Raw genomic sequence first — 20,605 nt, forward strand, 5'->3', positions numbered from 1 at the left:
TCGGGTACGGTTGGCCGTGGCGGGGTTTGACCGGAAACCGAGGGACTAATGGGACTCACCATCGGCGTCGACATCGGCGGCACGAAGATCGCGGCCGGCGTGGTCGACGAAGAGGGCACCATCCTTGAGACGTACAAGGTGCCCACCCCGCCGACCCCGGACGGCGTGACGGAAGCGATCTGCACCGCGGTGTCCGAAGTAAGCAGCAACCACACCATCGACGCCGTGGGCATCGGCGCCGCCGGGTACGTGGACGACAAGCGCGCCACCGTACTCTTCGCCCCCAACATCAACTGGCGGCACGAGCCGCTGAAGGACAAGGTCGAGCAGCGCATCGGCCTCCCCGTCGTCGTCGAGAACGACGCGAACTGCGCGGCCTGGGGCGAGTACCGCTTCGGCGCCGGCCAGGGCCACGACGACGTCATCTGCATCACCCTCGGCACCGGCCTCGGCGGCGGCATCATCATCGGCAACAAGCTGCGGCGCGGGCGCTTCGGCGTCGCCGCCGAGTTCGGGCACATCCGGGTCGTCCCGGACGGCCTGCTGTGCGGGTGCGGAAGCCAGGGCTGCTGGGAGCAGTACGCCTCCGGGCGCGCGTTGGTCCGGTACGCGAAGCAGCGCGCCAAGGCCACGCCCGAGAACGCGACGATCCTGCTCGGGCTCGGCGACGGCACCCCCGAGGGCATCGAGGGCAAGCACGTCAGCCAGGCGGCCCGGCAGGGCTGCCCGGTGGCCGTCGACTCCTTCCGCGAGTTGGCCCGCTGGGCCGGGGCCGGGCTGGCCGACCTGGCGTCGCTGTTCGACCCGTCGGCGTTCATCGTCGGCGGCGGGGTCTCCGACGAGGGCGACCTCGTCCTCGACCCGATCCGCAAGTCCTTCAAGCGCTGGCTGATCGGCGGCGCGTGGCGTCCGCACGCGCAGGTGCTGGCCGCGCAGCTCGGCGGCAAGGCCGGCCTGGTCGGCGCGGCCGACCTGGCCCGCCAGGGCTGACCGCGATCGACGGCCGCTGCCCGCCGCGCCCCCTGGGGGCGCGGCGGGCAGCTGCGTAGGGTGGGCGGTATGGAGCTGCCTTCGCTGTCGGCCTCGCTGCCGAAGTCCCTTACGGAGCCCGACGGTTCCGCCGTGATCCGGGTGCTCAGCTACAACGTCCGCTCGCTGCGCGACGACGAGGAAGCGCTGGTCCGGGTGATCCGGGCGTGCCAGCCGGACCTGGTGTTCGTGCAGGAGGCGCCGCTGTTCTTCCGGTGGCGCAAGCACGCGGCGCGGCTGGCCGCGAAGTGCGACCTGGTGGTGCTGAGCGGGGGCGGGAGCGCCGCCGGGCCGCTGCTGTTGTGCTCGCTACGGGCCTTCGTGGAGCGGACCGAGGACGTCCTGCTGCCGTTGACGCCGGGGCTGCACCGGCGGGGCTTCGCGACGGCGGTCGTACGGTTCGGGCCGGCGGTGCGGGTGGGGGTGGTCAGCGCGCACCTGTCGCTGGACGCGCGGGAGCGGGCGGCGCAGGCGGAGCTGCTGCTGGAGCGGGTGCGGTCGCTGGACACCCCGTACGCGATCGCGGCGGGCGATGTGAACGAGACCCCGGACGGGCCGGCGTTCCGACGGCTGGCGTCGGCGATGCAGGACGGCTGGGCGGTGGCGCCGTGGGGCGGGGAGCACACGTTCTCTCGGGTCGGGGCGCCGCGGCGGATCGACGCGGTGTTCGCGTCGCCGGGGGCGCAGGTCCTGGGCTGCGGCGTCCCGCTCGACCTCCCGGGTGTCACCCGGCCCGACCTCCACGCGGCGACGGACCACTACCCGGTCCTGGCGGCCCTCCGCCTGCCCGCCTCCCCTTTTTGACGCGCCGCTCGCACGGCTCGGCGCCGGGGGCGCCTCCCCGGCTTCGCGCCACTGAGGCGAACTCCGTCCGGCGGGGCGGGCCCGGCGACCAGCTGCGGCGCCGCCGCGGGGGCGCCCCCGGCTCCGCCGGGCTCCCTGGGGCTCCGCCCCAGACCCCGCGCCTCAAACGCCGGCGAGGCTGAATTGGCCCGCCCGCCTCAAACGCCGGCGGGGCTGGATTGGTCCCGCGCCCGCCTCAAACGTCGGCGGGGCTGGGTTGGCCCGGCCGCCTCAAGTGTCGGCGGGGCTGGATTGGGCCGGGGCTTGAACGCGTTGAGGGGCTGGGATGGCCCGTGCCTCGAAAGCGAGGTCCTTCCACCCGCCGCCACGGCGCCGCACCACCCAGCCCCGCCGGCGTTTGAGGCGCGGGGTCTGGGGCGGAGCCCCAGAAACCCGGCGGAGCCGGGGCACGCTTGCGCGGCGGCGCCGCAGATGGGGGGCCGGCCCCCCGCCCCCCGGCGGACGGAGTTCGCCGCAGCGGCGCGAAGCCGGTAAGGCGCCCCGGCGCCGAGCCGTGCGAGCGGCGCGTCGAAAAGGGCAGCGGCGCGTCAAGAAGAGGGTCACACCACCGCGCCGCGGCCCGGGTCGTCCTCGTCGTCGTCATCGTGCGCCATCCGCGCCACCAGCGTCGCGAACCCGCCCAGGAAGCCGCCGATGCCGAGCGTCGTCAGCCACCACGTCATCTCCCACTGCAGCAGCACCGCCAGCAGCAGCAGCACCGGCCCGCCCACCACCGCCAGCCAGGCGAACTTCGCCGTGGTGTCGGCCGGCGGGAGCTCTGGTTCCGGCGGGACGAAATGGCCCTCGCCGTCCCCGTCCTCCGGCTCCGCCGGGGTGTGGTCGCGCGGGCCCGGGGCCGGGGTCAGGGCCACGCCCGGGGCGAAGACCACCGAGCCGCCCAGCGGCTTCTCCGGCTTGGGCTCCGGCTGGACGTCCTCCTCCGGCAGCATCAGGTTCTCGATGGGCTTAAACGGTCTGGACCCCGGCGGGTCCGGCGGTTCCTGCCCGTACCCGGCGACGATCGCCGCCCACGCCGCCTCCTCGTCCAACGGGGGCACACCCCCGGACGACTCCTCGTGCTCAGCCACCGCTGGCCGCCCCCTCCCGCCCGACGCTCTTCGCGAGCCGTCCGACGAACGCATAGCTGTCCGCGAAGATCCGCTCCGCGTCATGGTCCAACGTCGCCACGTGGTAGCTCTGTTCCAGCAGGGTCTCCGTCACGTCCGTGGACGAGATGCGGGCCAGGATGCGCGCCGAGTCCACGGGCGGTACGACATGGTCCTGCGGGCTGTGCAGCAGCAGCACCGGCTGGGTCACCTGCGGCAGTTCGGCGTCGACCAGCCGGAAGAACCGGCGCAGCGAGTGCGCGGCCCGCGTCGGCACCCGGTCGTACCCGACCTCCGCCGACCCGGGCTTCGCGATGTCGCTCGCGATACCGGGCGTCGAGCGGATGAAGTGCTGCGCCACCGGCAGGGCGAACGCCAGCGGGTCGTGCACCTTGTTGGCGGGGTTGACCAGCACGAGCCCGCTGATCGACTCCCCGTGCTTCGCCGCCAGCCGCAGGCTCAGCGCCCCGCCCATCGACAGCCCGAACACGAACACCTGCTCGCACCGGTCCAGCAGCTCCCGCAGCGCCCGGTCGACCTCGGCGTACCAGTCCTGCCAGCCCGTGAGCTGCATGTCCTGCCAGCGCGTCCCGTGCCCGGGCAGCAGCGGCAGCGACACCGTCAGCCCCCGCTCGGCGAGGTACTCGGCCCAGGGGCGGAGCGACTGCGGGGAACCGGTGAAGCCGTGGCAGAGAAGCACGCCGACCGGCCCGCCCTCGTGGCGGAACGGCTCTGCTCCAAGGAGGACGGGCACCAGGGACTCCTTCGAAAGGGCGGGGGGTACGTAGCGCTGTGTGACTTCACCGTACGCGACCGCGGTGACACCGACCAGGGTCGTCGGGCCGCTCCTGCGGCGGCCAGGGGATAAGGTCTGTTCGACAGACACAGGAAGGCTTTCGAGTTGATCTACGGCGCAATGAAGTTCTCCATCGGCGGATCGCTGAAGCTCGCCTTCAGGCCGTGGGTGGAGGGCCTCGAGAACATTCCCGCCGAGGGGCCGGCGATCCTCGCGAGCAACCACCTGTCCTTCTCCGACTCCTTCTTCCTGCCGGCCGTGCTGGACCGCAAGGTGACCTTCATCGCGAAGGCGGAGTACTTCACCTCACCCGGGGTCAAGGGCAAGCTGACGGCCGCCTTCTTCAAGGGCGTCGGCCAGCTCCCGGTGGACCGTTCCGGCGCGCGCGGGGCCGGTGAGGCCGCCATCAAGAGCGGCATCGAGGTCATCGAGCGCGGAGAGCTGTTCGGTATCTACCCCGAGGGCACGCGTTCACCCGACGGCCGCCTCTACCGCGGCAAGCCCGGCGGACTGGCCCGGGTCGCCCTCGCCACCGGGGCGCCCGTGATCCCGGTCGCCATGATCGACACCGAGAAGATCCAGCCGCCCGGCAAGGTGGTGCCCAAGCTGATGCGCCCGGGCATCCGGATCGGCAAGCCGCTCGACTTCAGCCGCTACCGCGGCATGGAGAGCGACCGTTTCATCCTCCGCTCGGTGACCGACGAGGTCATGTACGAGATCATGAAGCTCTCCGGCCAGGAGTACGTGGACATCTACGCGACGGCCGCCAAGCGGCAGATCGCCGACGCGGAGAAGGCCGCCAAGGCGGTCAAGGAGTAGGAACGGGCGGGGCCCCGGCGCCCGCGCGCGGGGGTGGGGGAGATGGCGAAACGCGAACGCGTCATACGCATGTCGGTCGAGCAGCCGCTGTGGCGCGCCCTGACGGTCTACCGGCTCCTCACCATGGTCTACGCGGTGCTGCTGTTCGCCTCCGCCTACCGGGAGTTCGAGCGGCCGGCGGTCGCCGTGGGCTACCTCGCCGTGCTCGCCGGCTGGACCCTGGCCACGTACCGCAGCGTCGCGAGCGCGGCCCGCGCCACCAAGCGGTTCCTCGGCGCCGACCTGGCCGTCGCGCTCACCGGCATCCTGCTCACCCCGCTCGCCGACGCCCACGAGCGGATCGGCGCGGGGGGCCCCACCCTCCCCAGCATCTGGACGGCCGGTTCGGTCCTCGCCTTCGCCCTCAAGGGCGGCTGGCGGTGGGCCGGTTTCGCCTCCACCCCCGTGGCCGTGGCCAACATCGTCATCCACGGCGGTGACCCGACCCGCGACACCCTGCACAACGTGCTGCTGGTCTGGGTCGCGTCCATCGCCATCGGCTACGTGGTAGAGGTCGCCCGCGCCAGCGAGGCCACCCTCGCCCGGGCGCTGGAGATCGAGGCCGCGACCCGCGAACGCGAGCGCCTCGCCCGCGACATCCACGACGGGGTCCTCCAGGTGCTCGCCATGGTCCAGCGGCGCGGCTGCGAACTGGGCGGCGAAGCGGCGGACCTCGGCCGGATGGCCGGGGAGCAGGAGGTGGCGCTGCGGACCCTGGTCTCCAGCGGGCTCGTACCCGCCTCCCGGATCTCCCGGGAGGCGTCGCTGGGCGCGCTCGTGGACGCGTACGAGGTGGCGGAACCGGGCGCCGACGAGGGCGAGCTGGACCTGCGGACCCTGCTCGCCCCGCACGCCGGCTCCCGGGTCAGCTTCGCCGAGCCGGGCGGTCCCGTGCCGCTGCCGGTGCCCGCCGCCCGCGAGCTGGCGGCGGCCGTCGCAGCCGCCCTCGACAACGTGCGCAAGCACGCGGGGGAGGGCGCCCGGGCCTGGATCCTGGTCGAGGACTGGGGCGACGAGGTGGTCGTCACCGTCCGCGACGACGGCCCCGGCATCCCGGCCGGCCGGCTCGACCAGGCGGAGGGCGAGGGCCGGATGGGCGTGGCGCTGTCGATCCGCGGCCGGCTGCGGGACCTCGGCGGCACCGCCGAGCTGGTGTCCGTGCCCGGACAGGGCACCGAAGTGGAACTGAAAGTACCCAGGGGGAGAACCCGATGACGCAGGCCGACGAGTCCAACCAGTCCGACCAGTCCGACCAGTCCGACCAGTCCGACGAATCCGCCGGGTCCGGAGCGCTCGGCGCGATCAAGGTGATGGTCGTCGACGACCACCCGATGTGGCGGGACGCGGTCGCCCGTGACCTGGCCGCCGCCGGCTTCGACGTCGTCGCCACCGCCGGGGACGGCCCCGAGGCGGTCCGCCGGGCCGTCCCGGCCGCCCCGCACGTCCTGGTCCTCGACCTCAACCTGCCGGGCATGCCCGGGGTACAGGTCTGCAAGGAGCTGGTCGGCGCCGACCCGGCGCTGCGCGTCCTCGTCCTGTCCGCCAGCGGCGAGCACGCCGACGTCCTGGAGGCCGTCAAGTCCGGGGCCACCGGCTACCTGTTGAAGTCGGCCGGCGCCCAGGAGCTGATCGACGCGGTCCGCCGCACCGCGGCCGGCGACCCGGTCTTCACCCCGGGCCTGGCGGGCCTGGTCCTCGGCGAGTACCGGCGCCTGGCCACCGACCCGGCGCCGGCCGCCGGCGACGAGCCGAAGGCCCCGCGGCTCACCGAGCGCGAGACCGAGGTGCTGCGGCTGGTGGCCAAGGGGCTGTCGTACAAGCAGATCGCGGAGCGGCTGGTCATCTCCCACCGCACGGTCCAGAACCACGTGCAGAACACCCTGGGCAAGCTCCAGTTGCACAACCGGGTCGAGCTCGTCCGGTACGCCATTGAGCGGGGCCTGGACGACGCGTAACCACGGTCGTACGTCGTACTTACGTCCTCGTACGAGTGAACGGAAGTACACAACGCCCCTTGATTCCACCGGAATTGACCTCCCCGGGCCCCTTGATGTGACCTGAGTCACCACTAGCGTGACCGTCATGCGGGCCCCGCGCCCCCAGCGGGCCCTGTGGCGAAGGGAGATTCCATGAAGGTCGGAGTGCTGACGGGCGGCGGCGACTGCCCGGGGCTCAACGCGGTCATCCGGGGCGTCGTGCGCAAGGGCGTCCAGGAGTACGGTTACCGGTTCGTCGGCTTCAAGGACGGCTGGCGCGGGCCGGTCGAGGGGGACACCGTCCCCCTCGACATCGCCGCGGTACGGGGGATCCTGCCGCGCGGCGGGACCATCCTCGGCTCCTCGCGCACCAACCCGTTCAAGCAGGAGGACGGGGTCCGGCGGATCAAGGAGAACCTCGCCAAGTACGAGGTCGAGGCCCTCGTCGCGATCGGCGGCGAGGACACCCTGGGCGTGGCCGCGCGGTTGTTCGAGGAGTACGGCGTCCCGTGCGTCGGCGTACCGAAGACCATCGACAACGACCTGTCGGCCACCGACTACACCTTCGGCTTCGACACGGCCGTCGGCATCGCCACCGAGGCCATCGACCGGCTGCACACCACGGCCGAGTCCCACATGCGGGTGCTGGTCGTCGAGGTGATGGGGCGGCACGCCGGCTGGATCGCCCTGCACTCGGGCCTGGCGGGCGGCGCCAACGTCATCCTCATCCCCGAGCAGCGCTTCGACATGGACAAGGTGTGCGCCTGGGTGACCTCCCGGTTCAAGTCGAGTTACGCGCCGATCGTGGTCGTCGCGGAGGGCGCCATGCCCACGGACGGCGAGATGGTCCTCAAGGACGCCACCAAGGACTCCTTCGGCCACGTCCGGCTGTCGGGCGTCGGCGAGTGGCTCGCCAAGGAGATCGAGGCGCGGACCGGCAAGGAGGCCCGTACGACGGTGCTCGGACACGTCCAGCGCGGCGGCACGCCCAGCGCCTTCGACCGGTGGCTGGCCACCCGGTTCGGGCTGCACGCCATCGACGCGGTGCGCGACGGGGACTTCGGCAAGATGGTCGCGCTGAAGGGCACCGACATCGTCCGCGTCCCGATCATCGAAGCCACCTCGAAGCTCAAGACGGTGAACCCGGCGCTGTACGCGGAAGCGGGGGTGTTCTTCGGCTGAGCCGGAGGCCATCCGCGGATCCCGGGCCGTACGGTGACGCACCGTACGGTGACGCACGACCCGGGATCCTCCGCTCCGCCCGGCCGGAGCCGACGCGCCGGCTACGCCGGGGCGCCCGCGCGGACGGACGCCAGCAGTCCGCCCAGCAGCTGCGCGCCGCGCAGGGTCAGGACCGACTCCGGGTGGAACTGGACCCCGGCGAAGCCGGCCGCCGAGCGCAGGGCGTGCACCTCACCGGTCACCGGGTCCCGGGCGATCTCGACCCCGCGCGCCGACAGCCGTGCCGCGTCCCGCGCCGAGCAGCGCGCGGTGTAGGTGTTGTAGAAGCCGACCGCCTCCTGCGCCCCGAACAGGTCGATCCGCGTCTGCGCCCCCTGCGCGGGCTCCGCCTTGCGCACCAGCGGCAGCCCCAGCTCGGCGGCCAGCAGCTCGTGGCCCAGGCAGACCCCGAGCAGGCCGCCCCGGTGTCCGGCCAGCAGCTCGGCGGCCAGCGCGCGCAGCATCCGCATCTTGGGGTCGGCCGGGTCCGCCGGGTTCCCCGGCCCCGGGCCCAGGACGACCGGGCCGTCCCAGGCCAGGGCCGCCGCGCGCAGGCCCGGATCGTCGAAGCGGCGTACGGTCACCTCCAGCCCGGTCACCTCCAGGACGTGGGCCAGCATCGCGGTGAACGTGTCCTCCCCGTCCACCACCAGCGCACGGCCCCGCCCCGCCGCGGGCCGGTCCTGCATCCGCAGCCAGAACGGTGCCAGGCCGTCCCGCCGGGCGGCGAGGGCCGCCTGCACCCGCGGGTCGGAGCCGAGCCCGGCCGCCGCCCGGACCGGGCGCGGCGCCGCCGGGCGGACGCCCAGCGCCGCCAGCACCCCGGCCGCCTTGGCGTGCGTCTCGGCCACCTCGCCCGCCGGGTCGGAGTGCCGCACCAGGGTCGCCCCGACCGGCACCCGCAGGGTCCCGTCCGGCGCGATGTCGGCGGTGCGGATCAGGATGGGGGAGTCCAGCGCCTGCGCCCCGGCGCCGTCCCGGCCGAGCAGCGCGAGCGCGCCCGCGTAGTAGCCGCGGCCGCCGCTCTCGTACCGCTCGATCACCCGGCAGGCGTTCTGCACGGGCGAGCCGGTCACCGTCGCCGCGAACATCGTCTCCCGCAGCACCTCCCGGACGTCCAGGGAGGAGCGCCCGCGCAGCTCGTACTCGGTGTGTGCGAGGTGCGCCATCTCCTTGAGCCGGGGGCCGACGACGACCCCGCCCATGTCGCCGACCGTGCACATCATCTTGAGCTCCTCGTCGACCACCATCGACAGTTCCTCGGTCTCCTTGCGGTCGCCGAGGAAGGCGAGGAGGGACTCGGCCGTGGGTCCTCCGGCCGGGTACCGGTACGTTCCGCTGATCGGGTTCATCACGACCGTCCCGCCGGACATCCGCACGTGCACCTCCGGGCTGGCGCCGACCAGCGTCCGCTCCCCCGTGTGGACCACGTACGTCCAGTACGCGCCCCGCTCGCCCAGCAGCAGCCGCCGGAACAGGGCGAGGGCGTCGGCGCGCCCGAAACCGTCGATCCGGCCCTCGTAGGTGCGCCGGATGACGAAGTTCGCGCCCTCGCCGCGCCCGATCTCGTCCCGGATCACGCGCTCCACGGTGGCGGCGTACTCCTCGTCCGGGACGTCGAAGCCGCCGCCGTCCACGTGCACCGCGTGGTCCGGCAGCGCGGCCAGCGCCTCGCCGAGCGGGACCTCGTACGCCTCCTCGGCGACCAGCACGCTCAGCGGGGTCCCGTCGTCGCGCACGTCGAAGCCGCGCTCCCGGATCTGCCGGAACGGCACGAGGGCGAGCGTCGGCAGTTCCCGTACGGGCAGGTCGGCGAGGCGCTCGGCCTCGTGGACCGGGCCGAGCAGCACCTCGACGGTGTCGTGGTCCCGGCCGGGGGTCCGCCGGCGCAGCAGCGCGAACGGCGGGCAGGACTCGTCCAGCAGGCGGCTGAGGTCCGTGGTCATGGGGTGGGCGTCCTTCCGGAGGGAGGGGCGGCCCGCGTCGGCACACGACGAAGGCCGCCCCTCGGGGCGGCCTTCGTGTCGCTCGTGTCTTACGTACGCGCGAGAAGTGGACCGCCGGGAGCGGGCCACCACCAGTTCTGGTTCGAGAGCGCGTACATGCCGACGAGCCTAGGCGATGTCCTGCCGGAGGCGAAGCCTCCGGACCGCGTCCCCCATATCCGGAGACACCCGTCTCACGAAGTGGGCAACGGGCTGGACGTCCCGCGTGACGACGTAATGTGTACGAGGTGACCGTGAACGCTGAAAACCACGCCCCCGCCGCCAAGGCGACCTGGCGAGACCTTCCCGCGGCGCAGCAGCCTTCGTACCCCGATGCCGAGGCACTGCGCGCTGTCGTCGCGGACCTCGAGTCGTATCCGCCCCTCGTGTTCGCGGGCGAGTGCGACCAGCTGCGCGCCCGTCTGGGAGCCGTCGCCAAGGGCGAGGCGTTCCTGCTCCAGGGCGGCGACTGTGCCGAGGCCTTCGACGCCGTGTCCGCCGACCACATCCGCGCCAAGCTCAAGACGCTGCTCCAGATGAGCGCCGTCCTGACGTACGCGGCCTCCGTGCCCGTCGTCAAGGTCGGCCGCATCGCCGGCCAGTACTCCAAGCCGCGCTCGAAGGACACCGAGACCCGCGACGGCGTCACCCTGCCGACCTACCGCGGCGACTCCGTCAACGGCTTCGCCTTCACCGAAGAGGCCCGGATCCCGGACCCCGAGCGGCTCAAGCGCATGTACCACGCGTCCGCGTCGACGCTGAACCTGGTGCGCGCCTTCACCACCGGTGGTTACGCCGACCTGCGCCAGGTGCACGCCTGGAACCAGGACTTCGTGAAGAACTCCCCGTCCGGGCAGCGCTACGAGCAGCTCGCGCGGGAGATCGACAACGCGCTGAACTTCATGAAGGCCTGTGGCACCGACCCGGCCGAGTTCAAGGCGGTGGAGTTCTACGCCTCCCACGAGGCGCTGCTCCTCGACTACGAGGGCGCGCTGACCCGCACCGACTCGCGGACCGGCAAGCTGTACGACACCTCCGGCCACATGGTCTGGATCGGTGAGCGCACCCGCCAGCTGGACCACGCGCACATCGAGTTCTGCTCGCAGATCGCCAACCCGATCGGCATCAAGCTCGGCCCGACCACCTCGGTGGACGAGGCGCTGACGTACATCGACCGGCTGGACCCCGAGCGCGAGCCGGGCCGGCTGACCTTCGTCGTCCGGATGGGCGCCGACAAGGTCCGCGACAAGCTGCCCGCGCTGGTCGAGAAGGTCACCGCCTCGGGCGCGACGGTCGCCTGGGTCACCGACCCGATGCACGGCAACACCTTCGAGGCGGCCTCCGGGCACAAGACGCGCCGTTTCGACGACGTGCTCGACGAGGTCAAGGGCTTCTTCGAGGTCCACAAGGCCCTGGGCACCCACCCGGGCGGCATCCACGTCGAGCTCACCGGTGACGACGTCACCGAGTGCGTGGGCGGCGGCGACGAGATCTTCGTCGACGACCTGCACCAGCGCTACGAGACGGCCTGCGACCCGCGGCTCAACCGCAGCCAGTCCCTGGACCTGGCGTTCCTCGTCGCCGAGATGTACCGCGACCAGTAAGCGGATCGTGACGGTGGGGCGCGGATCGATGTGATCCGCGCCCCAGTGTCGCATCCAGGTCTTTTAGGGGACCCTAACCTTAGGTACGGTTAGGTAAGCCTCACCGAATAGGAGTGGCTCGTCCGACCCCGTCCACTCCCAGGAGGTGAACCGCGTGTACGTCTGCTCGTGCTTCGGGATCACCGACAAGCAGGTCAAGGAACACGCGGAAGCCGGGGCCTGCACCCCCCGGCAGATCGCCTCGGCCACCAAGGCCGGCACCGACTGCGGCTCCTGCGTCCGCACCATCCAGGGCCTCCTCGGGCGCGGCGCGTGCCCGCGCCGCGAGCTCCTGGAGACGGGCCGGACGGCGGCCGTCCTCGCCGCGCAGCCCGCGCCCGTCGGGCCCGCGCCCGTCGCACAGCCCGCGCTGGCGGACGCGGCCTGACCGCCCGCGCCTGACGGCCCCGGCCGGGCTCAGCTCTCCGGCTGCTCGATCTGCTGCGCGATGTACAGCGGCTCGCCGATGCTCTCGATGAGCTCCAGCTGGGTGTCGAGGTAGTCGATGTGGTGCTCCTCGTCTTCGAGGATCTCCTCGAAGAGGCGCGCGGAGGTGACGTCGCCCTTGCCGCGCATGACCTCGATGCCCCGCCGCAGGCGGTCGATCGCCTCGACCTCGACCTGCCGGTCCGCCTGGAACATCTCCGTCAGGGTCTGCCCGACGCGCACGTGGAAGAGGCGCTGGTAGTTCGGCAGGCCGTCGAGCATCAGGATGCGCTCGGTGATCTTGTCCGCGTGCTTCATCTCGTCGATGGATTCGGCACGGGTGTAGTGGGCGAGCTTCGTCCAGCCCTTGTTGTCCTGGATGCGGTAGTGCAGCCAGTACTGGTTGATGGCCGTGAGCTCGCCGGTCAGCTGCTCGTTGAGGAACTCAAGGACCTCGGGGTCGCCCTGCATCGCAGAGGCTCCTTCCAGGCAGTGTCAGCTAGGTGACTGGGCAGTGCGCGCATCCTTCCACCGTCCTTGGGGGCAGTCCAGTAAGTGCCTCCTTAGTGGGAGTTGCCATGACTTGCCCGAATGAGCCCGGAGCTGGTCATGAACACCCCGCGACGTCTGTCACCATGGAGGCATGGGTCAGCCGGAAAGCCGGGAATCTCCGGGAGCAGAGCAGTTCGAGCTCCCTCCCGGGCAGCGGTTGCAGCGGGGCTGGCCGGTCACCCACTACGGTCCGGTGCCCAAGTTCAAGCCCGACCGCTGGGAGTTCCGCGTCTTCGGGGCCACGGCCGACGGGGAGAAGCACTGCTGGAACCACGAGGAGTTCACGGCCCTGCCGTTCGACTCCGTCGTAGCGGACCTGCACTGCGTGACGAAATTCAGCATGCCGGGGGCCGAATGGGGCGGCGTGCTCGCCCGTACCGTCCTCGCGCTGGCCCCGCCGGCGCCACAGGTCACGCATGTGATGGTGTGGGCCGAGTACGGGTTCAGCTCGAACATGCGATTGGCCGATTTCTCCTCGGAGCGCACCGTCTTCGCCACCCACCAGGGTGGCGAACTGCTGACTGCCGAGCACGGTTTCCCGCTGCGGCTCGTCGTGCCGCACCTGTACGCCTGGAAGGGGCCCAAGTGGGTCCGGGGCGTGGAGTACATGACCGCCGACCGGCGGGGCTTCTGGGAGGAGCGGGGGTACCACAACATCGGCGACCCCTGGCGCGAGCAGCGCTACTCGTACCAGGAGGAGCCGGGCGACGGGCCCGAGATCTAGCCGCCGTCCCCTCGGGTCAGTGGTACTGGTGGACGACCGCGTGGCCCTTGCCGCGGCCGATCATCCACTTGTTGACCGGGGTGGTGACGACGAAGGCGAGCGCCAGCGAGAGCGCGAGCGCCGTCCAGAACAGCGCCTCCGACAGGTGGGCGTCCATCGCGCCCGGCCACAGTGCGATCACGCCGTTGTCGATCAGCTCCATCACGGCGATGGAGAGGGTGTCGGCGGCCAGCGCCACCCGGACGGCCGTACGGAGGTCCACGCCCGCGCCGAGGATGCCGCGCAGGGTGAGCGCGTAGCCGAAGAAGAACGCGAGGACGATGGCCGCGATCATCGTGGCCAGGTTGCCCCAGCCGAGCGCGGTACCGATGATCATGCCGAGCACTTCGCCGACGGCGCAGCCGGTGAGGCAGTGCAGGGTGGCCTTGGCGGCCGTGCCCCAGCTGACCGGGCCGGAGCCGCCGTGGTGCGCGTGGCCGCCGCCGGGTGCAGTGTGCCCGCCGTGGGCTGCGTGCTCGCCGTGGGCCGCGTGGGCCTGCGGCTGCTCGGTTCCGCCGTGGTCGTGGTGCGCGTGTGCGTGGTCCATGGTCAGCCTCCTGGGGACGCCGCCTCTCCGGGGGAGGGCGGGGCGCGGTCCTGGATACCCGAACCGTATACCCCCCAGGGGTATTCCCCAAGGTGTTATGCGTGCGCCTCGCGCAGCTCCTTCAGCAGCGCCACGTCCGCGGCGTGGCCCTCCTTGCCGCCCGGGGTCTCGATGATCAGCGGCACGCCCGCCATCGCGGGGTGGGAGAACAGCTCACCGAACGCCTCCCGCCCGATGTGACCCTGGCCGATGTTCGCGTGGCGGTCCTTGTGGGCGCCGACGCCCTCCTTGGAGTCGTTGGCGTGGACCAGCTTGAGCCGGCCCTCGCCCACCGTGTCCACCAGCAGGTCCAGCGTCTGCTTGGCTCCGCCCGGCTCCGCCAGGTCGTGCCCGGCCGCGAAGATGTGGCAGGTGTCCAGGCAGATGCCGAGCTTCGGGTGGTGGTCGAGCGCCTCGAAGTACGGGCCGAAGTCCCAGGTGCGCGAACACAGCGAGGAGCCCTGCCCGGCCGTGGACTCCAGCAGCAGGCACGGGTCGTCGTCGTGCGTCAGCTCGTCCAGCAGCGGCAGCATGTACTGCCTGACCTGGGCGTACGCCGCCTCGCGGGGGCGGCCGCCGGTGGCCGAGCCGGTGTGCACGACCACCCCGAGCGCACCGATCTCCCGGCCGCGGCGCAGCGAGTGCCGCAGCGACTCCACCGACTTCTCGACGGTCGCCTCCGTGTGCGAACCGAAGTTGATCAGGTACGGCGCGTGTACGTAGGCCGGCACGGACCCGGCCGCGCACTGGGCGCGGAACAACTCGTCCTGCGCGGGACTGCCGGTCGGGGTGGCCCAGCCGCGCGGGTTGGCCACGAAGACCTGGACGGCCTCGGCACCCAGCTCGCGGGCGTACGTCAGGCCGACCGAGGCGAGCCCGCCGGCCACGGGGACGTGCCCGCCCACGGGATTGCGGCGCGCGGCGCTCCGGTCGGCGCCGGGATCGGCCGCCGGGTGGGCGGCCGCGACGGCGGGCTGGTCCGTGGCCTGGTCGACGAGCACTTACAGCCCCTTGGTCCTGATGATGATCGTGCTGCCTTCGGGGGCGCTCTGGCCGCCCGGCACCGACTGCGCGTCGACGGTGTTGCTGAAACCGAAGAAGGGCCGCTCCACCTTCACCTTGAAGCCCAGGGCCTCCAGCGCCCTGCGGGCCACGTCGGCCTCCTGGCCCGTCACGTTCGGCACCTGTACCGGGCGGGGGCCCTTGGACACGGTGAGCGTCACCGTGTCACCCGCCGCCGCCTGGGTGCCGGCGGCCGCGGACTGGTTGGCGACCGTACCGGCCGGGGAGGGGGAGTTGACCTGCTCGGCCGCCGTCTCCACCTTCAGGCCGAGGTCCTGGAGGGCGACGCGGGCCTGATCCACCGGCTGGCCGGCCACGTTCGGCACCTGGACCGGGCGCCCCTTGCTGACGACGATCGCCACCGCCGTGTCGGGGGCCCGCTTCTGGCCGCCCTCCGGGTCCGTGCTGATCACCGCGCCCTGGGGGACGTCCTGGCTGAACGCCTGGGTCACGATGCCGGGCGCGAGACCGGCCGACGTCAGCTCCGCCTTGGCGGCGTCCAGGGTCTTGCCCTTGACCGCGGGCACGCTGACGACCTCGGGGCCGCGGGAGAGCGTCAGCGTCACCGAGCCGTTGCCGCGGATGCGCTTGCCGCCCTGGGGGTCGGTGTTCATGACAGTGCCGCGGTCGAAGGCCTCGCTGAACTTCCGGTCGACGCCCTTCACGCCCAGACCGGCCGCCGACAGCTCGGAACGGGCCTGCTCCTCCGTCTTGCCCAGGAGGTTCGGCACCTTCGTGAACTGGCCCGAGTTGATGTACCAGACCCCCGCGCCGAGCCCGAGGACCAGCAGCACCCCGGCGATGACCAGGTGCAGGCCGCGCGGCCGGCCCCGGCGCCGGGCGCGCGGTGGCGGCGGGGGCGGCGTCGTCAGGCGGGAGGTGTGGTGGAGCGGCTCGGCCGCCGACGCGCCCGCCGGGGCGACGGGCCGGGGGATCACACTGGTGCGGTCCTCGCTCGCGCCCTGCGCGCCCGGGTGCGCCTGCGGCGGTACGGCGTCCAGCTCGGCCTCGCTGAGCGCGGCGCGGGCCTCCAGCGTCAGGCCCAGCAGCGCCGCGGCGTCGGCGGGCCGCAGCTGCGGATCGCGGGCCGTGGCGTACGCGACCAGCGCGTCCAGGCCGGCGGGCAGCCCGGGGACGGCGGCCGAGGGGGGCGGAACGTCCTCGTGGAGGTGCCGGTAGAGCACCTGCGCGGCGGAGCCGCCGGTGTGCGGCTTGGCGCCGGTGAGCATCTCGTAGAGCACGACACCGCAGGCGTAGACGTCCACCCGGGTGTCGGTGACGCCGTTCTCCATCTGCTCCGGGGCGAGGTAGGAGACGGTGCCGAGGACGGAGCCGGTGGTGCTGGTGACCGTGTCCACGCTGCGGACCAGGCCGAAGTCGGCGACCTTGACCCGGCCGTCGTCGCCGATCAGGACGTTCTCGGGCTTCATGTCGCGGTGCACGAAGCCGGCCCGGTGCGCGGCGCCGAGGGCGGCGAGGACCGGTTCGAGGATGTCCAGGGCGGCCCGCGGCTGCAGGGCGCCGCGCCGCAGGAGCACGTCGCGCAGGGTGCAGCCGGAGACGTACTCCATCGCCAGGTACGTGTACGGGCCGTCCGTGCCCTGGTCGAACACGGCGACGACGTTGGGGTGGGCGAGGCGGGCCACGGACTTCGCCTCGCGGATGAAGCGCTCGACGAAGGCGGCGTCCGCGGCGAGGGCCGGGTGCATCACCTTCAGCGCGAGGACGCGGTCGAGGCGGGTGTCGAGGGCCCGGTAGACCGTGGCCATGCCGCCGGCCGCGATACGGGCGTCGATGCGGTAGCGGCCGTCGAGCGTCTGCCCGACGAGGGGGTCATCCAGGGTCGTGTCCACCCGGAGATTCTACGAGCCGCCCCGCCGGCCCCCACCGGTCCGGGTCGCCTTGCAGCGCGGCTGTGACGCGGGGCGGGGGTACGGGGGCGCACGCGGCCGGGGCCTCCACCCCCACAGCCCCCGCCCCGGGGGCGGCGTTTGCCCACCCGCCCCGGGGGCGAGGGGGAGATGGTCAGCCCGTACCCCCGCCCGCTCAGAACGCCGGGCGTTCCGGGTCCAGGGTCGCGCGGCCCTGGTCGGGGGAGGAGGCGTGGGCGAAGCGGCGTTGGGGGATGCGGCCCGCGCGGTAGGCGAGGCGGCCGGCCGTGACCGCGTCCCGCATGGCCGCCGCCATCAGCACCGGCGCCTGGGCGCGGGTCACCGCCGAGGCCAGCATCACCCCGGCGCAGCCCAGCTCCATCGCCAGTGCGGCGTCCGAGGCCGTGCCGGCCCCCGCGTCCAGGATCACCGGCACGCCCGCCCGCTCCGTGATCAGCTCGAAGTTGTGCGGGTTGCGGATCCCCATCCCCGAGCCGATCGGGGAGCCCAGCGGCATGATCGCCGCGCAGCCCACGTCCTCCAGCTTCCGGGCCAGCACCGGGTCGTCGTTGGTGTACGGCAGCACCGTGAAGCCCTCGTCGACCAGGACCTCGGCGGCGTCCAGCAGCTCGACGCCGTCCGGCAGCAGGGTGCGTTCGTCCGCGACGACCTCCAGCTTGATCCAGTCCGTGCCCAGCGCCTCCCGCGCGAGGCGGGCCGTCAGTACGGCCTCGCCCGCCGTGAAGCAGCCCGCCGTGTTGGGGAGCACCGCGATGCCGAGCTTCGTCAGCACCGACAGCACCGAGCCCTGGACCGTCGGGTCCAGTCGGCGCATGGCGACGGTCGTGAGTTCCGTACCGGAGGCGACCAGGGCGCGCTCCAGCACGTCCAGGCTCGGGGCGCCGCCCGTGCCCATGATCAGGCGCGAGGAGAAGGTCCGGCCGCCGAGGGTGAAGACGTCGTCCGCCATGGCCCTCAACCCCCCTGTACCGCGGTCAGGACCTCGACCCGGTCGCCGTCGCCCACCGGGGTGTGCGGCCACTGCCCGCGCGGGACGACCGTCTCGTTGAGGGCGGCGGCGACCCCCTTGGGGGCCCGGGTCAAGGTGGCGACCACCGCGTCGAGCGTGGTGCCGGCCGCGACCTCGCGCGGCTCGCCGTTGACGGAGATGGTCATGCGTACGTCTCCTGACGTGCCTCGGTGAACCGGCGCGGGGTGAAGGGGCGGGCGATCTCCGGCACGGTGCCGGTGGCCAGCAGCTCCGCCATCACGTCGCCGGTGAGCGGGGTCAGCAGCACCCCGTTGCGGTAGTGCCCGGTGGCCAGGTGCAGTCCGGGCAGCGCGGTCGGACCCAGCAGCGGGGCGTTGTCGGGGGAGCCGGGCCGCAGCCCGGCCCGGGTCTCGGTCAGCGGCAGTTCGGTGATGCCCGGCACCAGCTCGTGGGCGTCGCGCAGCAGCTCGTAGACCCCGCCGGCCGTGACGGTGGTGTCCCAGCCCAGCTCCTCGCTGGTCGCGCCGACGACGAGTTCGCCGTTCTCGCGCGGCACGAGGTAGACGTGGCTGCCGCGCACGACCGCCCGTACGGTCCGGGACAGGAACGGGGCGTACGAGGCGGGCACCGTCAGCCGCAGCACCTGCCCCTTCACCGGCCGCACCGGGACCGCCACCTCAGGCGGCACCCCGGGCAGCTGCCCGGACAGCGAGCCGGCCGCCAGGACCGTCTGGCCGGCGCGCAGCTCCGTACCGTCGTCCAGCAGGGCCCCGGCGGCCCGGTCGGCCGCGACGAGCAGCCGGGCGGCGCTCGCCCGGTGCACGGTGACCCCGGCGCGTTCGCAGGCGGCCAGCAGCGCGGCCGTGAGCCGGCGCGGATCCACCTGGTGGTCGCCGTCGACGCGCAGGCCGCCGCGTACGCCCGGGGCCAGCATGGGCTCCAGGCGGCGGCACTCGCGGCCGGTCAGCCACTGCGCGTCCAGGCCGCAGGAGCGCTGGAGGGCGTGCAGTTCGCGCAGGTGGAGGCGGTCGTCGGCGTCGAGGGCGACGGCGAGGGTGCCGCAGGCGCGGTAGCCGATGTCCATGCCGCCGCTCGCCTCGGCGAGCTCGGCGGCGAACTCCGGGTAGCGGGCGGCGGAGGCGACGTTGAGCCCGAGCAGGGTCTCTTCGCCGTAGTGCAGTTCGGTGACGGCGGCGAGCATGCCGGCCGCGACCTGTGCGGCGCCGCCGCCGGGGACCGGGTCGGCCAGTACGGTGCGCAGTCCGCGCCGCGCCGCCCGCCAGGCGGTGACCAGGCCGATGATGCCGCCCCCGATGACGAGGACGTCGGATCCCTCCGGGGACCCCCTCCGAGACGAGTGCATGGGCGTCCAGCCCCTCCCTTCGCCGGCATGACCCGGATCAGGTTCGTACGGTCGGAGGCCGGCCAGCCTCCCTCTCAGCCCGGTGCGTCCGGACTCCCGCGATAGGTACGGTGGCCAGACTAACCCCGCCGAGCACGCCGGGTAAGGCTGCCTCCCCCGGGCCTGTTCCTGATGAAACGTCAGGTGATTAGGGTGGGCGGCGTGAGCGAGCAGACGGAACAGACTCAGAGCGGCGTCGTCATCGTCGGTGCCGGAATGGCCGGGGTGCAGACCGCGGTCGCCCTGCGGGAGCAGGGCTACACCGGCCCCGTCACCCTGCTGGGGGCCGAACCGCACCAGCCCTACGACCGGCCCCCGCTGTCCAAGGCGGTGCTGCTCGGAAAGGCCGAGGACTCCGCCTTCGACGTGGACTTCGAGGCCCTCGGCATCGGCCTGCGGCTCGGGGTGGAGGTCACCGGGCTGCGGGCCGGCGCCCGCGAGGTGGACACCGAGGCGGGCCCGGTCCCGTACGACGTGCTCGTGCTGGCGACGGGAGCGCGCCCGCTGACCCTGCCGGGCTCCGACGGGGTCCCGGGCGTGCACCTGCTGCGCACGCTGGACGACGCCGCCCGGCTGCGGCCCGTGCTCGCGGCGGCGCCCCCGGTGGTGGTGGTCGGCGCCGGGTGGATCGGCGCGGAGTTCGCGACGGCGGCCCGGGAGGCGGGCTGCGCGGTGACGGTGGTCGAGGCGGCGGAGCGGGTGCTGGCGGGGGCCGTGCCGGCGGAGGTCGCGGAGCCGATGGGGCGCTGGTACGCGGAGGCGGGCGCCCGGCTGCTGACCGGGGCGCGGGTGGCGTCCGTGGAGGAGGGCCGGGTCCACCTGGCGGACGGCCGGTCGCTGGAGGCGGGGGCGGTGGTCGTCGGCATCGGGGCCCGGCCCGCGACGGACTGGCTGGCGGGCTCGGGGGTCGAGCTGGGCCCGGACGGCTCGGTCACCGCCGACGCCCGGCTGCGGACCTCCGTACCGGGGGTGTACGCGGTGGGGGACTGCGCGTCGTTCCCGTCGGCGCGGTACGGGGAGCGGCTGCTGGTCCACCACTGGGACAACGCGCTCCAAGGGCCGCGGGTGGTGGCGGCCAACGTGCTCGCGGCGGAGACGGGGGAGACGGCGGAGGGCGCGTCCTACGACCCGGTGCCGTACTTCTGGTCGGAGCAGTTCGGCCGGTTCGTGCAGTACGCGGGGCACCACGGCGGAGCGGACGAGATGCTGTGGCGGGGGGATCCGGCCGGAGCGTCGTGGTCGGTGTGCTGGCTGCGCGGCGGGGCGCTGGTGGCGGTCCTGGCCGTGGGCCGGCCCCGGGACCTGGCGCAGGGACGCCGGCTGATCGAGGCGGGCACGGCGCTCTCCCGGGCGGCGGTCGCGGACCCCGACACCCCGCTCAAGTCGGCGCAGGCCTGACGCACCCGCCCCCGGCCCGGTTCCGGGACCCCCGGCCGGCCCGGGCGCGTCCCGGCCGGAACCCGGACGGGGTGGTCCGAGTACCGGCGGCGAGTCC

General features: G+C 73.3%; 20 protein-coding genes and 1 riboswitch. Of the genes, 10 read left to right on the plus strand and 10 right to left on the minus strand.

The window, feature by feature from the left end; all coding sequences use genetic code 11:
* The first annotated feature begins 48 nt into the window (after window positions 1-48).
* Window positions 49-990, plus strand: a complete 942-nt coding sequence (locus ACZ4M3_RS14905; RefSeq protein ID WP_453408844.1) for an ROK family glucokinase — start codon at window positions 49-51, stop codon at window positions 988-990.
* A gap of 69 nt (window positions 991-1,059) precedes the next feature.
* Entirely contained in the window at window positions 1,060-1,833 is a 774-nt protein-coding gene (locus ACZ4M3_RS14910) for an endonuclease/exonuclease/phosphatase family protein (RefSeq protein ID WP_467732554.1), read from the plus strand.
* 599 nt (window positions 1,834-2,432) lie between these two features.
* On the opposite strand, the gene ACZ4M3_RS14915 is transcribed toward ACZ4M3_RS14910, so the two are convergent.
* Both ACZ4M3_RS14915 and ACZ4M3_RS14920 read right to left on the minus strand, forming a co-directional pair.
* Entirely contained in the window at window positions 2,433-3,014 is a 582-nt protein-coding gene (locus ACZ4M3_RS14915) for a hypothetical protein (protein ID WP_467732556.1), read from the minus strand.
* Window positions 2,953-3,732 carry an alpha/beta hydrolase gene (locus ACZ4M3_RS14920; RefSeq protein WP_467732558.1) on the minus strand — a complete coding sequence of 260 codons (780 nt, stop codon included), beginning with the start codon at window positions 3,730-3,732 and terminating at the stop codon, window positions 2,953-2,955. Before ACZ4M3_RS14920 ends, ACZ4M3_RS14915 begins: the two co-directional genes overlap by 62 nt.
* A 162-nt stretch (window positions 3,733-3,894) precedes the next feature.
* Here ACZ4M3_RS14920 and ACZ4M3_RS14925 point away from each other — a divergent pair, with 162 nt between their 5' ends.
* From ACZ4M3_RS14925 to ACZ4M3_RS14940, 4 genes are all read left to right on the plus strand, one after another.
* The gene (locus ACZ4M3_RS14925; RefSeq protein WP_329202132.1) at window positions 3,895-4,593 is read left to right on the plus strand and encodes a lysophospholipid acyltransferase family protein; all 699 of its coding nucleotides are present in this window, start codon (window positions 3,895-3,897) and stop codon (window positions 4,591-4,593) included.
* 42 nt (window positions 4,594-4,635) lie between these two features.
* Window positions 4,636-5,847: a MacS family sensor histidine kinase gene (gene macS / locus ACZ4M3_RS14930; protein WP_467732560.1), complete on the plus strand. Its 1,212-nt coding sequence runs from the start codon at window positions 4,636-4,638 to the stop codon at window positions 5,845-5,847.
* A gap of 95 nt (window positions 5,848-5,942) precedes the next feature.
* Window positions 5,943-6,587, plus strand: a complete 645-nt coding sequence (locus ACZ4M3_RS14935) for a response regulator (RefSeq protein WP_467733102.1) — start codon at window positions 5,943-5,945, stop codon at window positions 6,585-6,587.
* 174 nt (window positions 6,588-6,761) lie between these two features.
* Entirely contained in the window at window positions 6,762-7,790 is a 1,029-nt protein-coding gene (locus ACZ4M3_RS14940) for a 6-phosphofructokinase (RefSeq protein WP_467732562.1), read from the plus strand.
* Window positions 7,791-7,891: 101 nt separating this feature from the next.
* Here ACZ4M3_RS14940 and ACZ4M3_RS14945 read toward each other — a convergent pair whose 3' ends face one another.
* Entirely contained in the window at window positions 7,892-9,775 is a 1,884-nt protein-coding gene (locus ACZ4M3_RS14945) for an anthranilate synthase family protein (protein ID WP_467732564.1), read from the minus strand.
* 278 nt (window positions 9,776-10,053) lie between these two features.
* Between ACZ4M3_RS14945 and ACZ4M3_RS14950 the strand changes: the two genes are divergently transcribed.
* Both ACZ4M3_RS14950 and ACZ4M3_RS14955 read left to right on the plus strand, forming a co-directional pair.
* Entirely contained in the window at window positions 10,054-11,418 is a 1,365-nt protein-coding gene (locus tag ACZ4M3_RS14950) for a class II 3-deoxy-7-phosphoheptulonate synthase (protein ID WP_467732566.1), read from the plus strand.
* A gap of 145 nt (window positions 11,419-11,563) precedes the next feature.
* Window positions 11,564-11,845, plus strand: coding sequence for a (2Fe-2S)-binding protein (locus ACZ4M3_RS14955; protein ID WP_467732568.1), 282 nt, complete (start codon window positions 11,564-11,566; stop codon window positions 11,843-11,845).
* A gap of 29 nt (window positions 11,846-11,874) precedes the next feature.
* Here ACZ4M3_RS14955 and bfr read toward each other — a convergent pair whose 3' ends face one another.
* Window positions 11,875-12,354 carry a bacterioferritin gene (gene bfr, locus ACZ4M3_RS14960; protein WP_467732570.1) on the minus strand — a complete coding sequence of 160 codons (480 nt, stop codon included), beginning with the start codon at window positions 12,352-12,354 and terminating at the stop codon, window positions 11,875-11,877.
* Between the two features lie 172 nt (window positions 12,355-12,526).
* Here bfr and ACZ4M3_RS14965 point away from each other — a divergent pair, with 172 nt between their 5' ends.
* Window positions 12,527-13,159, plus strand: a complete 633-nt coding sequence (locus ACZ4M3_RS14965) for a sulfite oxidase-like oxidoreductase (protein ID WP_467732572.1) — start codon at window positions 12,527-12,529, stop codon at window positions 13,157-13,159.
* 16 nt (window positions 13,160-13,175) lie between these two features.
* Here ACZ4M3_RS14965 and ACZ4M3_RS14970 read toward each other — a convergent pair whose 3' ends face one another.
* The 6 genes from ACZ4M3_RS14970 to thiO form a co-directional block, all read right to left on the minus strand.
* Complete coding sequence (locus tag ACZ4M3_RS14970) at window positions 13,176-13,745, minus strand: DUF4396 domain-containing protein (RefSeq protein WP_467732574.1); 570 nt, start codon at window positions 13,743-13,745, stop codon at window positions 13,176-13,178.
* A gap of 95 nt (window positions 13,746-13,840) precedes the next feature.
* Window positions 13,841-14,689, minus strand: a complete 849-nt coding sequence (locus ACZ4M3_RS14975; RefSeq protein ID WP_467733104.1) for a deoxyribonuclease IV — start codon at window positions 14,687-14,689, stop codon at window positions 13,841-13,843.
* Window positions 14,690-14,785: 96 nt separating this feature from the next.
* Window positions 14,786-16,699 (minus strand): Stk1 family PASTA domain-containing Ser/Thr kinase, encoded by a 1,914-nt coding sequence (gene pknB, locus ACZ4M3_RS14980; protein ID WP_467732576.1) that lies wholly within the window; start codon window positions 16,697-16,699, stop codon window positions 14,786-14,788.
* Between the two features lie 193 nt (window positions 16,700-16,892).
* On the minus strand, window positions 16,893-17,687 hold the full coding sequence (locus ACZ4M3_RS14985; protein WP_467732577.1) for a thiazole synthase: 795 nt from the start codon (window positions 17,685-17,687) through the stop codon (window positions 16,893-16,895).
* A 5-nt stretch (window positions 17,688-17,692) separates the two neighbouring features.
* A complete protein-coding gene (thiS, locus tag ACZ4M3_RS14990) occupies window positions 17,693-17,893 on the minus strand; it encodes a sulfur carrier protein ThiS (RefSeq protein ID WP_030227960.1) in 201 nt (66 codons plus the stop codon).
* Complete coding sequence (gene thiO / locus ACZ4M3_RS14995; RefSeq protein WP_467732579.1) at window positions 17,890-19,071, minus strand: glycine oxidase ThiO; 1,182 nt, start codon at window positions 19,069-19,071, stop codon at window positions 17,890-17,892. The genes thiS and thiO overlap by 4 nt, the downstream gene beginning before the upstream one ends.
* A riboswitch (TPP riboswitch) is annotated at window positions 19,069-19,181 on the minus strand. Its footprint overlaps the gene before it by 3 nt.
* A gap of 91 nt (window positions 19,182-19,272) precedes the next feature.
* Here thiO and ACZ4M3_RS15000 point away from each other — a divergent pair.
* Window positions 19,273-20,508 (plus strand): NAD(P)/FAD-dependent oxidoreductase, encoded by a 1,236-nt coding sequence (locus ACZ4M3_RS15000; protein ID WP_467732581.1) that lies wholly within the window; start codon window positions 19,273-19,275, stop codon window positions 20,506-20,508.
* Window positions 20,509-20,605 lie beyond the last annotated feature (97 nt).

Source organism: Streptomyces sp. NPDC026522, assembly GCF_055567555.1.

What these genes read in the sequence shown, in the direction of transcription:
- ACZ4M3_RS14905 (WP_453408844.1), top strand. Translation starts at nt 49, where the DNA reads ATGGGACTCACCATCGGCGTCGACATCGGCGGCACGAAGATCGCGGCC.
- ACZ4M3_RS14910 (WP_467732554.1), top strand. Translation starts at nt 1,060, where the DNA reads ATGGAGCTGCCTTCGCTGTCGGCCTCGCTGCCGAAGTCCCTTACGGAG.
- ACZ4M3_RS14915 (WP_467732556.1), bottom strand. Translation starts at nt 3,014, where the DNA reads ATGCGTTCGTCGGACGGCTCGCGAAGAGCGTCGGGCGGGAGGGGGCGG.
- ACZ4M3_RS14925 (WP_329202132.1), top strand. Translation starts at nt 3,895, where the DNA reads ATGAAGTTCTCCATCGGCGGATCGCTGAAGCTCGCCTTCAGGCCGTGG.
- macS (WP_467732560.1), top strand. Translation starts at nt 4,636, where the DNA reads ATGGCGAAACGCGAACGCGTCATACGCATGTCGGTCGAGCAGCCGCTG.
- ACZ4M3_RS14935 (WP_467733102.1), top strand. Translation starts at nt 5,943, where the DNA reads ATGGTCGTCGACGACCACCCGATGTGGCGGGACGCGGTCGCCCGTGAC.
- ACZ4M3_RS14940 (WP_467732562.1), top strand. Translation starts at nt 6,762, where the DNA reads ATGAAGGTCGGAGTGCTGACGGGCGGCGGCGACTGCCCGGGGCTCAAC.
- ACZ4M3_RS14945 (WP_467732564.1), bottom strand. Translation starts at nt 9,775, where the DNA reads ATGACCACGGACCTCAGCCGCCTGCTGGACGAGTCCTGCCCGCCGTTC.
- bfr (WP_467732570.1), bottom strand. Translation starts at nt 12,354, where the DNA reads ATGCAGGGCGACCCCGAGGTCCTTGAGTTCCTCAACGAGCAGCTGACC.
- ACZ4M3_RS14965 (WP_467732572.1), top strand. Translation starts at nt 12,527, where the DNA reads ATGGGTCAGCCGGAAAGCCGGGAATCTCCGGGAGCAGAGCAGTTCGAG.
- ACZ4M3_RS14970 (WP_467732574.1), bottom strand. Translation starts at nt 13,745, where the DNA reads ATGGACCACGCACACGCGCACCACGACCACGGCGGAACCGAGCAGCCG.
- ACZ4M3_RS14985 (WP_467732577.1), bottom strand. Translation starts at nt 17,687, where the DNA reads ATGGCGGACGACGTCTTCACCCTCGGCGGCCGGACCTTCTCCTCGCGC.
- thiS (WP_030227960.1), bottom strand. Translation starts at nt 17,893, where the DNA reads ATGACCATCTCCGTCAACGGCGAGCCGCGCGAGGTCGCGGCCGGCACC.
- thiO (WP_467732579.1), bottom strand. Translation starts at nt 19,071, where the DNA reads ATGCACTCGTCTCGGAGGGGGTCCCCGGAGGGATCCGACGTCCTCGTC.